8 protein-coding genes, 1 tRNA gene and 1 pseudogene are annotated in these 12,586 nt (G+C 73.0%); 5 read left to right on the top strand and 5 right to left on the bottom strand.

What is annotated here, in order from left to right; translation table 11 throughout:
- The 4 genes from AXW62_RS25370 to AXW62_RS25355 form a co-directional block, all read right to left on the bottom strand.
- A partial coding sequence (locus AXW62_RS25370; RefSeq protein ID WP_063817654.1) for a TIGR02680 family protein occupies window positions 1-2,471 on the bottom strand: 2,471 nt, incomplete at its 3' end.
- Window positions 2,468-3,751: a TIGR02678 family protein gene (locus AXW62_RS25365; protein WP_060946535.1), complete on the bottom strand. Its 1,284-nt coding sequence runs from the start codon at window positions 3,749-3,751 to the stop codon at window positions 2,468-2,470. The genes AXW62_RS25370 and AXW62_RS25365, both read right to left, overlap by 4 nt.
- Window positions 3,752-3,760: 9 nt before the next feature.
- Window positions 3,761-5,260 (bottom strand): TIGR02677 family protein, encoded by a 1,500-nt coding sequence (locus tag AXW62_RS25360; protein ID WP_244503064.1) that lies wholly within the window; start codon window positions 5,258-5,260, stop codon window positions 3,761-3,763.
- 286 nt (window positions 5,261-5,546) lie between these two features.
- The gene (locus AXW62_RS25355; protein ID WP_060946533.1) at window positions 5,547-6,410 is read right to left on the bottom strand and encodes an LLM class flavin-dependent oxidoreductase; all 864 of its coding nucleotides are present in this window, start codon (window positions 6,408-6,410) and stop codon (window positions 5,547-5,549) included.
- 113 nt (window positions 6,411-6,523) lie between these two features.
- Here AXW62_RS25355 and AXW62_RS25350 point away from each other — a divergent pair.
- A pseudogene (locus tag AXW62_RS25350) lies at window positions 6,524-6,849 on the top strand (tyrosine-type recombinase/integrase); the annotation flags it as partial.
- Between the two features lie 494 nt (window positions 6,850-7,343).
- On the opposite strand, the gene AXW62_RS25345 reads toward AXW62_RS25350, so the two are convergent.
- Window positions 7,344-7,415 (bottom strand) — tRNA-Arg (locus AXW62_RS25345).
- A gap of 269 nt (window positions 7,416-7,684) precedes the next feature.
- Between AXW62_RS25345 and AXW62_RS25340 the strand changes: the two genes are divergently transcribed.
- The 4 genes from AXW62_RS25340 (at window position 7,685) to AXW62_RS25325 (ending at window position 12,583) form a co-directional block, all read left to right on the top strand.
- Window positions 7,685-8,116, top strand: coding sequence for a response regulator (locus AXW62_RS25340; protein ID WP_236258591.1), 432 nt, complete (start codon window positions 7,685-7,687; stop codon window positions 8,114-8,116).
- Between the two features lie 580 nt (window positions 8,117-8,696).
- A complete protein-coding gene (gene nrtL / locus AXW62_RS25335) occupies window positions 8,697-9,725 on the top strand; it encodes an ArgS-related anticodon-binding protein NrtL (RefSeq protein WP_060946531.1) in 1,029 nt (342 codons plus the stop codon).
- A 27-nt stretch (window positions 9,726-9,752) separates the two neighbouring features.
- Window positions 9,753-11,144, top strand: a complete 1,392-nt coding sequence (gene lysA / locus AXW62_RS25330; protein WP_060946530.1) for a diaminopimelate decarboxylase — start codon at window positions 9,753-9,755, stop codon at window positions 11,142-11,144.
- 95 nt (window positions 11,145-11,239) lie between these two features.
- Window positions 11,240-12,583: a homoserine dehydrogenase gene (locus tag AXW62_RS25325; protein ID WP_060946529.1), complete on the top strand. Its 1,344-nt coding sequence runs from the start codon at window positions 11,240-11,242 to the stop codon at window positions 12,581-12,583.
- Window positions 12,584-12,586: the final 3 nt, after the last annotated feature.

Raw genomic sequence — 12,586 nt, 5'->3', positions numbered from 1 at the left:
CGGGTGCGGGCCCGGTGGGCGGCGTCCGCCGCCGCGGCGGCCACCGCGTGGGCGTGGCGCAGGGGGGCGTCGTCGGGGACGGCGGCCAGTTCGGCGTCCAGGGTGCGCCGGCGCGCGGCCACCGCGGCGCGTTCGGCTTCACGGCGTGCCGTGCTGTCGGCCAGGGCGTCCAGTTCGCCGCGCAGGGTGGCGATCCGGGCGCGGCGTGCTTCCTCGCGAGCGCCCTCGCCCACGTACCCGGCCGCTTCCTTCGACCAGCTGCCGGTCAGCGCGCCGACGCGGAAGTGGCCGTCCACCGCCACCCAGGTGCCGGTCGCGCCGGTGTCCCCGAGACCGATGGCCGCCAGGAGCGCGGACACGGCCGGTTCGCCGACCTGCGTGGCCCGGGGATCGCCGTGGTCGACGGCGGGCCGCAGCGCGTCGCCGAGCGCCGCGCCGGCCCGCGGCGCGTGCGAAGGCGGCGGGGACAGCAGTACGTCGTGCCCGCTCGCCTCCAGCAGGGTGCCGTCCGGGCACACCCACGCGTCCAGCAGCCCGGACGCCTCCAGCGCGGCCTCCAGCCCCGCCCGTTCGTCCGGAGTGACGTGGTCGTGGAAGTCGACCAGCCGCCACAGCGGCGCCCCGGGAGTCCGGTCGCGCAGGCCCGGGGTACGGGTGTGGGGTGGCTGCGGTCCCTGCTGGCCACCGGCCTCCAGCTCCGCCAGCTCCCTGCTCGCCGCGGCGCGCCGCTCGGCCAGCTCGGCCAGCCGCTGGCCGAGCGCGGCGGCCCGGTCGGCCAGGTCCGCGGCCTGCCCGCGGTGGGCCGCCGCGGCCTGCTCCCGGGCGGGGCTGGGGCCGTGCAGATGCGTGCTCCAGTCGTGCAGAGCGTCCAGGAGCCCCGTCGGGTCGGGCAGGACCAGTTCCGTGCACCGGCCGAAGTGTTCGCGTACGGCCCCCACCAGCTCCTGGCCCGCCCGTGCGGCGGACGCCTCCGCCTGGGCCTGGCGTTCGGCGGTGTGCGCGGCCTCGGTCTGGGCCTCGTCCAGGCGCCGGGCGGCCTCCCGCCGCTCGCCGGCGGCCTGCTCGGCCGCCGCGGCCAGTTCCTCCACGTGGTCGAGGGTGCGCCTCCGGCGTGCCACCGACTCCTCGGCCGCGTGGCGCAGTTCCGCCTCCGGGACTGTCTCGGGGACCGCCTCCGGGACCGTCTCGGGGACCGTCTCCGGGACGGTGTCGTGGGGCCCCAGCACGTCCAGCACGTCGTCGAGCCGGGCCGCTCGGGCGGTCTCCCGTGCCTGGCGCAGCGTGCTCTCGACCCGCTGCCCGGCCGCTGCCAGCCGCCCTTCGGCGCTGCTCAGGCGGGAGAGCGCGCGGGAGTTCGCCTGGGCGGCCTGGTCCCGGTCCGCCTCCGCGACGTTCCGCTCGCCGGCCGTGCGCCGTGCGTCGGCCGCTGCCTGCTCCAGCTCCCGGGCGCTGCGCATCTCCGGCCCCGCCCGCAGCGCGGCGTCCTGGGCCGCCAGCCGCGCGGCCGTCTCCTCCAGCCGGGTGATCCGCTCCGCGGCCTCCGCCCGTTGCCGCTCGGCCTCTTCCCGCTCGGTCCGCGCCTGGGACAGGTCACGGTGCAGCTGTTCGTAGCGGGCGTGCTCGCTGCGCGGCAGCCGGGCCCGGCGACGGGTGGCCACGCGGGCGTAGCGGCGGTAGTGGTCGAGGAAGGCGGAGGCGGCCCGCTCGGCCTCACTGGCCGCTCGCAGCTCCTCCTTCTCCTCGTCCAGGGAGCGGAACGCCTCGGCCACATCGGCGATCACCGCCTGGTCCATGGGCGGCAGCGCCTCGGTGAGCGCGCGGGACAGCGCCGTCTCGTTCGGGCGCTTGGACAGCTGGGGCTGGCGCAGCTGGATGAGCAGGTCGACCAGGGCGGCGTAGCGCCGCTCGCCGAGCCCGAACAGCGCCTCGTCGACCGCCCTGCGGTACGCCTTCGCCTGGTCGTGGACCATGCCGCGGCCGGCGACGGCCTCGGCCAGGCGATCCCGCGACAGCGCGGTGCCGGTGGCGTCGAGCAGGGCCAGTTCCTCGCCGACGCGCTGGTCGGTGACGGCGAACCAGTGGCGGGCGATACCGCGGCCGGCCACCGCCTTCAGCCCGCACAGCAGCGTGCGGAAGTGCGCCCGGCCCGAGTCCTGGTCGCGGCGGCCGAACTCGATCCAGGTGTAGCCGAGCCGCTCTGGATGCGGGTGCCGGCCGCCGAGCAGCAGGTTCCACTCCATGCGCTTGCCCGGGTCGGCGTCGGGTTCCACCCGGCGGGCGGACAGGTCGCCGTCCAGGAGGAAGGGCAGGGTCAGGGCGAGCACCTTGGACTTGCCGGTGCCGTTGTTGCCGCGCAGCAGCAGGCGGCCGTCGCGGAACCAGAACTCCTCCGTGTCGTAGTAGAAGAGATCGACCAGGCCGATGCGCAGCGGCTGCCACCGGCCGGGTGCGGGGTCGGGCAGGGCGGTCACGACTGCGGTGCCTTTCGCTCGGGGGCGCGGGGTGTGCGGGGAGCACGGGGTGTACGAGGAGCACGGGGTGTGCGGGAGGATGCCCGTCCCGGCTCCGTCACGACGGTCTCGCCGACCGCGTACCGCGCGAGCGCGGGCAGCGGGACGACGCCCTTCGGGGTGGCGGCGACCAGACCGAGCGCGGTGAGCCTCTCCAGCGCCCGGCCGACCAGCTCCGCCTCCGCGCCGGGCTGCTTGGCGCTCTTGGACCAGAACGCCCCGTGTTCGGCGGCCAGCTCCCGAACCGTGCGTTCGAGGTCGGCGCGGCTCACCTCGCCGCCCATGGCCGCCAGGCGTTCGGCGAGCAGCAGCGTGATGTGCCCGTGCGTGCCCTGCTCCGGCATCCGCACGTCGGTCAGATCGTCGTGCGGGTCGACCATGGCGATGCCCTCGGCCCGCACCTCGGGAACCAGGCCGGTCAGTTCGGTGATACGGGCGGTGAGGAAGGCGCGCTGGCGGGTCAGATAGGCGAGTTCCTCGTCGGTCAGCTCCTCGTAGTACAGCACCGGGTCGTCCAGCAGCCTGCGGGTCAGCCGCTGGCGGATCGCGCGGAAGCGGAGCTCGTCGCTGTCCAGCGCGCTCTCGGCGGTCAGCTCGGCCAGCCGGTCCTCGAAGTCCTCGGCGGTGATCGTCGACGGGCCCCGGCGGGCGGCCAGCAGCCCGGCCAGGACGCGCCGCCGCACGTCGTAGAGCACGTCGCCGCTACCGCTGACGTACGCCTCCTCCTCACCGGCCACCCGCCGCAGCACCCCATGGCGCAGCAGCAGCCGCACCACCGCCGCCAGGTCCAGGCGTTCGTCGCGGCGTTCCATGGTGAACTCCACCCCGGCGGCGGCCAGATGGGGATCGGCGGCGTCGAGCACCACCTGCTCGGCCAGACGGCCGAGGGCGATCTGCGCCTCACCCCGCTCCAGCGCGGCCAGCGCCAGACACAGCAGTACGTACCGGCGGCGGGTGAACGCGGCGCGGCCCCGGGACGCCTCGCGCGCCGGATGGGTGGGATCGGCCAAGGTGCCGGGCGTCCGGGCCAGCCGCGCGGCCTCCGGGTCCACCCGCAGCGACCAGCCGGTGTTGCGGTCGAACCAGTCGCGCAGCTCCGTAGCGTGCTGCCGCACCAGCCGGAACTCGTCCGCGTGCGGGCCCTGCGCCAGCAACAGCGGCTCCTTCAACAGGGTCCGGGCCGCCTTGTGCACCTCGGCCGTTCGCCGGCCGTCCAGCACCTCGCCCAGCGGCGTGGTCATCGCTCCCCCTCAATCGTCCCGGCCGGTGCGTGGCTGTCCCGCGCGGCCGGGCCGGGTGAGGTCGGTGATCTCGACCAGGTGGTCGGGGCCGCGGAAGGTCCCGCCCGGCGTGCGGATGCCGGCCGTCGTGCCGTCGGCGAGGGCCGTCAGCCGGATCTCCATCGACCCGTCGTTGCTGGTCGCCACCGTGCTCGTCACGCCGGGCCGCCAGGTGGCCAGGGCATCGCCGAGCAGCTGCAGGAACAGCGTGAAGGCCACCGGGTCGAGTTCTCCCAGCGCGGACAGCCGAATGGCGCCGTCCGTCGCGAGCCGGGCACGGGCGGCGGCGATCTCCTCCGCCTGCCGGGCGGCTATCTCGGCGAGCCGGTGCCGCTGCTCGGAGCGGTCCTGCACCCGGCGGGCCCGCCCACGGCGTTCGTAGCTGCCGGTACGGCGCAGTTGCGGGCTGATCCGCAACGGCTCGGCCTCGGCCCACGGCGTGGACGCGGGCACCGGGCGGGCCGTGCGCTCGGCCAGCGTATCGGCGTCCACGGTCAGATGACGCGCGGAGTACAGACCGAAGGCGGCACGCCACAGCCGGTGCCGCGCCTCGTCGTCCGGGGCCTCGGCGAACCAGCGGGCCAGGGTGCGGAAGTCCGCGGACCGGTCCGAACGCCCGGCCCGCCGCTCGTTCAACTGCCTGACCACCGCGAGGAGTTGCGGGATCGCCCCGAGGGCCCGCCCGCGCAGCAGCCGGGCCTGCGACTCCCGGCCGTCCGCGGAGACGAACCAGGCGGTGAGCCCCGCCCACTTCGCCGTCCACCGCTCATACGCCTGTTCCTCGGCGCTCGCGGCCTCCTCGGGCGCGGCATCGGCCGCCTCCCGGGCCGCCGCCAGCCGCAGCAGCACCCCGGCCCGGCCGTCCCGCTCCAGCTCGCCGATGAGCACCGCGATCCGCCCGCCCAGCGTGATCAGGTCCTGGATGAACCGCTCCAGGTACTGGATCAGCCGGTCCTTGTAGGCGAGGAACACCTCGACCTCCACACCGTGCAGATCCATGGTGCGCTGCAGCGACCCCATGAACGCCCGCGCGTTCTCCGCCAGCGCCTCGAACCGGCCCGTCAGCGCCGACAGCGCCAGATGCGCCTTCGCCGCGTCCGGCCCGCCCTCCTCCCGCTCGGCCGCGATCACCAGAAGGGCCCGCAACTGCGTGACGATGTCGTGCAGCGCCACCGCCTGCAGCGCCCCGCGCCGCCCCAGCGCCTCGTCGTACACCGACAACGCCTGCTCGGCGGCCTCCCCGGCCTGTGTGAGCTGGTAGATGAACCGCTTGCGGTAGAAGTCCTCGACCGCGGTGACCCGGGAGGTGTCCGGATCCGCCCGCAGGTTGCCCCACTCCACGAGGCTGTCCAGCGCCTTCACCACCGCCTCCAGCTCGGACGGCCGGTGCTCCGGGGGCAGCGCGGCGTGCACGTCCTCGGGCCGCAGATGCACCGCGAACCGCTCCTTGGCCGCGAGGAACGCACGCATCACCTGACGGTACAAGGCCGCGTTCGGCACGGTCAGATGGATGAACGGCGCATGCTCGCTGCCGCGCGGCCCGGAAGCTGGTGACGTCATCGTCCCGGCATTCTCCCCGACGCGTACGCCAGGGCGGAAATCCCATGGCCGCGGTGACGGGCGGGACACCCTGCCGCTCACGCGCGGCTGCTGCGACGGCCCGAAGGACTGGCGGCGGTCGCCGCATCGGACGGGGCCAGCCGGATTCCCGAGCCACGCGCCCCGTACCGTTGACGGGGCCATTTGGCGCCCCTAGTCAGACCACCGGCGGCCCTGCCTCGACGCGGCGCAGTACTGGGGCCAGGCGGTCCAGGTCAGGGCCGGTCTGGACCTGTCGCTCATCCCACCAGGTGGCGCCGGCGTCGTGCAGCGGACCGATCACATCCCTGGCCTTGGCCACGTCCGGCGGCGTGGCACCGCCGAGCACGAACTCGAAGGGGCGCCCGGCCTCGGCCGCACGGTGCTTGCGGACATACCCGACCAGATCCCGTACCTCCGCCGCATCCGGCACATGACCATGCCGGGCCGTCTCGAACAGCGGCACCGCGCCGTCCCACCGCGCTGCCCGCCGCATGGGCGGGCGGCGCGGCCAGAACCCGCCGATCCACACCGGCGGACCGGGCCGCTGCAGGGTGGCGGGCAGCAGCGTCACGTCCCGAACCTCGTAGTGCTGGCCGTGATGGTTCACTGGCTCGCCGGACCAGAAGAGCCTCAACAGCTCCAGTCCCTCGTCCAGCCGCTCGGCGAGAAGGCGCGGCTCGGCGGCGTCGCCGAAGCTGCGGTATTCGTCCTCGATCGGACCGCCCAGGCCGGCGGCGAAGATCACGCGGCCGCCGCTGAGGTGGTCCAGGGTGGCCACTTGGCGGGCGAGTTGCTGCGGACGGTAACGGGGGACCGGCGTCAGCAGGGTGCCCAGTCGGATCCGGGAGGTCGCCAGCGCGGCCGCGGTCAACAGCATCCAGGGGTCTCCAAAGGGACGCCTCTGATGCTGTCGGTGCAGTACGTGGTCCCAGACGAAGAGCCCGTCCCAGCCTGCCTGTTCAGCGGCGCCCGCCACGGTCGCGACGTTATGGGGATCGGCGAAGTCACCGAAGTTGGGGATATTGATGGAGAAGCGCATTCCAGCAGGATGCGGAGCCGACCACAAAGGGGCAATCGGTTTCCCAGCGAGCGGCTTCATGGCGGGCCGCCACTTGGGCAATTACGTGACCACAGCCCCTGGGGAATTACGTGACCGCCGACACGGCGGAGGACGGGTGGCTCTTGTTCAGCGAGAAGGGTTCGGCTGTCCCGTCCCCGACCTACTACCGCGTGTGGCAGGAGGCTCGTCTCTTGGCGCTTCCGCCGGCCGGCGCGGCCTCGCCGCTCGCGAGTAGGCCGTACGACCTTCGACACCCGGCGTTGTCGACGTGGGTCAACGCCGGGTTGATCCCACCGAGGTTGCCGAGCGCGCTGGCAACAGCGTTGAGGTCCTGCTGACCCGGTACGCGAAGTGCCTCGACGGTCGGCAGAACGTCGCCAACCGCCGCATCGAGGACCTGCTCCACGAGTACGAGTGACAAGGCCTGATCATTCCGGGGCCCGTGAGCGTCTTGCCCAGGGGCCTCGGTGTCTGGCTCTCCGCGTTATGCGGACCGGCTGGCTCGGCTCTGCTCTGAGTCGAGTTGGCGTTCAAGGCTTCTTCGCTCACTGCCGAGGACAGCGAGACCCCGCATGCGAGAGCGGTCGAAGCCAGGCTGTACCTCGACGCCGAGGTCATGTCGCAAGGTGACCCGCAGTAGATCCGACGACTGGTGGCGGCCTCGACAGCTCCCGCCGCCAGCCTGGCGTCCCCGCAGCGGCGGGCCTACAGGCCAGAACGACGATAGCGAGGAGCAGGTGTGCTCGACTCGGATCAGGCTCATCACCTGCGGGGATGCTCCAAGATCCCGTCCCCGCCTCATCCACAGCCCCGGCATAGGCCGCTTCGGGCCGCATACGGCTGCAGATACACGAAGACCCCGGCCTCAGCGTCTCCGCTGGTGACGGGGTCTTACTGGCACCTTCTGTGAGGTGCCCCCGGCAGGATTCGAACCTGCGCACACGGCTCCGGAGGCCGTTGCTCTATCCCCTGAGCTACGGGGGCTTGTCGCTGCTGTTTGCGGCGACGGGTAGAACCCTACCAGCTCGAGCGGGGTGGTCATGAACGCTTATCGGAGCCGGCGGTCGGGGGAGGGGCGGAGGCGGACGCGGGTGCGGAAGCGGGTGCGGAGGGCGGGGAGGGAGACGGGAGCGGAGGGGTGTATACCGCATGTGGAGGTCGGGGCGCAGGAGTCTCGGGGAAAGGTCCCTCGCACGTGGCGGAAGTAGGGAAAACCCGGACGCGACCCTGGCCGCGCGCCTACTCTTCAGGATGTGCCTGGCTTGTCCGGCCGGGTCCTTGTCGTCGACGACAACAAGGTCATCCGGCAGCTGATCAGGGTCAACCTCGAGCTGGAGGGCTTCGAGGTCGTGACCGCGGCCGATGGTGCCGAGTGCCTGGAGATCGTTCACCAGGTGCGGCCCGATGTGATCACTCTCGATGTCGTGATGCCCAGACTCGATGGGCTGCATACGGCATCAAGGTTGCGTGCTGATGCTCGAATGTGTCATGTGCCCGTCGCGATCATCAGCGCGTGTACGCAGTACGAGATGGACAGCGGGAAGGCGTTGGGCGTCGATGCCTTCCTCGCGAAACCCTTCGAGCCCGTCGATCTCGTCGAGCTCGTGCGGAGGCTGATGCGGCAGGGGGCGGCCGGTGCGGCCGCGCCTGGTGATGCCGAGCCGGTTGTGGGGCCCACCGGGTAGTGGTGGGCCCCGGCCCGGTCGGCCCTCCCGGGCCGCGCTTCCCGTTCGGTCGTGGGGCGGGCTTGGTTTCCGTCCATGTCTCGGCTCTCGCGCCGGTCGGTGGTCTTGTTTCTCGGGTCGGTCCTGGGTCTCGGCTCCCGGGTCGGTCCTGGGCCTCGGCTCCCGGTCCGGTCCCGGGGTTCCTCCCCCGGCCCGGTCCGGGTTTCGGCTCCTGGTCCGGTCCCGGGTCGCGGCTCCGGGTCTCGGCTTCCGGCCTCGTCTTCCGGGTCGGTCCCGAGTCCTCCGCTCACGGGTCGGCCTTCCCCGTGTGATCCACCCGTGGGCGGGCGCCCCCGTGTCCCCGTGGGTGCCTGCCCCTGTGCCCCGGTGTCCCCATGGGCGGATGTCCCCGTGGGTGCCTGCCCCTGTGCCCCCGTGCCCCCGTGTCCCCGTGGGCGGATGTCCCCATGGGCGGACGTCCCCGTGCCCCCCTGGGCGGGTGCGCCCCCACGCTCTCCCCGTCCCCCCACGCCCCCCCGCCCCCGTCCGAAGGGCGAAACCGGTTCGCTTGTGCACCCCCCTCCTCCCATACGCTTGTCCCGTGACTCCCGCCCAGCTCTCCCGCACTGTGCTGCACACCGTGCGTCGTGCCGTTGAGGACGACGAGCTGTGCGTTGCCGTGCCGGAGCGGGTGACGGTGCGGACCCCGCCTCGGCCCGGGTGTGGGGATTACGCCACCAACGTCGCTCTGCAGCTGGCCAGGGCTCGCGGTGACGCGCTCGTCATCGCCGAGGTCCTGCGGCGGCGGCTCGTCCGTACGCCCGGGATCGCCCGCGTCGACGTCGCCGCGCCCGGGTTCCTCAACATCACCCTCGAGGCCGCCTCCCACACCCAGCTCGTCCAGGCCGTTCTCTCCCAGGGACCGGATTACGGGCGTGGTGACGCGCTCGCGGGGGTCCGCGTTCCGGTCGGGACCGGTGACGAGGTGCGTGCCGCGCTCGTCGCTCATGTGGTGCGCGGGCTCGTCGCCGCCTGCGGGGGAGCCGTCGTTGCGGGGGACGGGCCGGTCGTCCGGCCCTCCCCGCTCTCCGGCCGGGATCTCCTCACCCGTCTCGGGCCCGACGCCGCCCGCTGGGCGCTGCTCCGGCCCGCGGCGCACGATCTGCCCGATACCGCCCCCGCCCGGCTCCTCTCCCAGCGCGAGGACAACCCCCTCTTCCGGGTCAGGTACGCCCATGCCCGGGTCCGTGGCCTGATGAGGAACGCCCGTCGGCTCGGCCTCACGTCCGCTCCCGGCGTCTACGACCACCCTGCCGAGGCCGCCCTTCTCGCTCTCCTCGGCGACCATCCCCGTACCCTCGAGGCCGCCGCCCGGCACCGGGCGCCCGATCGGCTCGCCCGGCATCTCGTCGCCACCGCCGACGCCTTCTTCCCGTTCCAGGATCTGCTCGGCGATCTGTTCCGGGACCCGGCCCGCGACCGGTTCCACGACGTCTGTCCGCCGCTGTCCTCCGGCGAGCGCAAACCCCCGGCCGTCCACCGTTCCCGGCTGGCCCTCGCCGAGGCCGTCGGGGCGGTGCTCGCCGGCGGCCTGCACCTGCTCGGCATCAGCGCACCCCGACATCTGTAACACCGTGAGAGAGACAGCGAAGCCAGCATGAGCCGTTCCGCCCACCCCGCCGGGCCCCGTCACGCCGATGTCCTCCCCGAGGGGCACTACGCCGCGCCGCCCACCGACCTCAATCAGCTCGACCCGCGGGTGTGGTCCCGTACGGTCAGCCGGAACGCCGATGGTGTCGCGACCGTCGGCGGGATCGACGTCAAGACGCTGGCCGAGGAGTTCGGGACCCCTGGCTACTTCCTCGACGAGGCCGACTTCCGGGCGCGCTGCCGGGCCTGGCGGGAGGCGTTCGGGGAGGACGCCGACGTCTTCTACGCCGGGAAGGCGTTCCTCTCCCGCGCCATCGTGCGCTGGCTGAACGAGGAGGGGCTCAACCTCGACGTGTGCTCCGGCGGGGAACTGGCCACCGCGCTCGCCGCCGGGATGCCCGCCGAGCGGATCGCGCTGCACGGGAACAACAAGACCACCGCCGAGATCGAGCGGGCCGTGGGCGCGGGCGTCGGGCGGATCGTGCTCGACTCGTTCCAGGAGATCGCGCGGGTCGCGCACATCGCCCAGCGGCTCGGCACGCGGCAGCGGGTGCAGATCCGGGTCACCGTCGGCGTCGAGGCGCATACGCACGAGTTCATCGCGACCGCCCACGAGGACCAGAAGTTCGGCATTCCGCTCGCGGGCGGGCTGGCCGCCGAGGCCGTGCGGCGGGCGCTCAAGCTGGACGGGCTGGAGCTGATCGGGATCCACTCGCACATCGGGTCGCAGATCTTCGACACCTCCGGGTTCGAGGTCGCGGCGCACCGGGTCGTGGGGCTGCTGAAGGAGATCCGGGACGAGCACGGCGTCGAGCTGCCCGAGATCGACCTCGGCGGCGGTCTCGGCATCGCGTACACCTCGGAGGACGACCCCCGCGAGCCGCAGGAGATCGCCAAGGCGCTGCGTGACATCGTCCACCGGGAGTGCGAGACGGCCGGACTCGCGGTGCCGCGGCTGTCGGTCGAGCCGGGGCGGGCGATCGTCGGGCCGACCACCTTCACCCTCTACGAGGTGGGCACGGTCAAGGAGCTGCCGGCGCTGCGGACGTACGTCAGCGTCGACGGCGGGATGTCCGACAACATCCGTACCGCGCTCTACGACGCGGAGTACTCGGTGGCGCTGGTCTCCCGCTCCTCCACCGCCGAGCCGATGCTCTCCCGGGTCGTCGGCAAGCACTGCGAGTCCGGCGACATCGTCGTACGGGACGCCTTCCTGCCCGCCGATCTGGCGCCGGGCGATCTGATCGCCGTCCCGGCCACCGGCGCGTACTGCCGCTCGATGGCGAGCAACTACAACCACGCACTCCGTCCGCCCGTCGTCGCCGTGGGTGACGGACGGGCGCGCGAGATCGTCCGGCGCGAGACGGAGGAAGATCTCCTGCGGCTCGATGTCGGCTAGCGAGAAATGGATCTCGGATACTGGACCCGGGATAGGAAATCCCGTCCAGTGCATGAGACTGGTGCACGAACGCGATGGATGAGAAACGAGGTCGGATGATGCGTACGCGTCCGCTGAAAGTGGCGCTGCTGGGCTGTGGAGTGGTCGGCTCAGAGGTGGCGCGCATCATGACGACGCACGCGGACGACCTCGCGGCCCGCATCGGCGCCCCGGTCGAGCTGGCCGGGATCGCCGTGCGGCGTCCCGGCCGGGTCCGGGAAGGGGTGCCGGCCGAGCTGGTGACCACCGACGCCACCGCCCTGGTCAAACGCGGCGACATCGATGTGGTGGTCGAGGTCATCGGCGGGATCGAGCCCGCCCGCTCCCTCATCACCACCTCCTTCGACCACGGCGCGAGCGTGGTGTCCGCGAACAAGGCGCTGGTCGCGCAGGAGGGCGCGGCGCTGCACGCGGCCGCCGAGCAGCGCGGTGCGGACCTCTACTACGAGGCCGCCGTCGCGGGGGCGATCCCGCTGGTGCGGCCGTTGCGCGAGTCGCTCGCGGGCGACAAGGTCAACCGCGTCCTGGGCATCGTCAACGGCACCACCAACTTCATCCTGGACCGGATGGACGGCAGCGGCGCCGGCTACAGCGAGGCGCTGGACGAGGCCACGGCCCTGGGCTATGCCGAGGCCGACCCGACCGCCGATGTCGAGGGCTTCGACGCGGCCGCGAAGGCGGCGATCCTCGCCGGGATCGCCTTCCACACCCGGGTCACCCTCGACGATGTGCACCGCGAGGGCATCACCGAGGTGACCGCCGCCGACATCGCCTCCGCCAAGCGCATGGGCTGCACCGTCAAGCTGCTCGCGATCTGCGAGCGGGCCGCCGACGGCCGGTCGGTCACCGCGCGGGTGCATCCGGCGATGATTCCGCTGAGCCACCCCCTGGCCTCCGTCCGGGAGGCGTACAACGCGGTCTTCGTGGAGGCCGACGCCGCGGGTCAACTGATGTTCTACGGGCCGGGCGCGGGCGGTTCGCCGACCGCCTCGGCCGTCCTCGGCGACCTCGTCGCCGCCTGCCGCAACAAGCTGGCGGGGGCCACCGGACCCGGTGAGTCCGCCTACAGCCGGCTTCCGGTGAGTCCCATGGGCGATGTGATCACGCGGTACCACATCAGCCTGGACGTCGCCGACAAGCCGGGAGTTCTCGCGCAGGTCGCCACAGTCTTCGCCGAGCACGGCGTGTCCATCGATACGGTCCGCCAGCAGGGGAAGGACGGTGAGGCGTCCCTCGTCGTCGTGACCCACCGCGCGAGCGACGCCGCGCTGTCGGCGACCGTGGAGGCGCTCCGCCGGCTCGACACCGTCCGCGACGTCGCGAGCATCATGCGGGTCGAGGGCGAGGAGCGGCCGGGCAACGGCCCCGCGGAGACCCACCAGAGGGTGAGCGGAGAGTAAGGA

It is taken from the genome of Streptomyces hygroscopicus subsp. hygroscopicus (genome assembly GCF_001553455.1).
GTDB lineage: Bacteria > Actinomycetota > Actinomycetes > Streptomycetales > Streptomycetaceae > Streptomyces > Streptomyces hygroscopicus.
The sequence above is the reverse complement of the archived record's forward strand: the minus strand, read 5'-3'. Positions and strand labels throughout refer to the sequence as shown.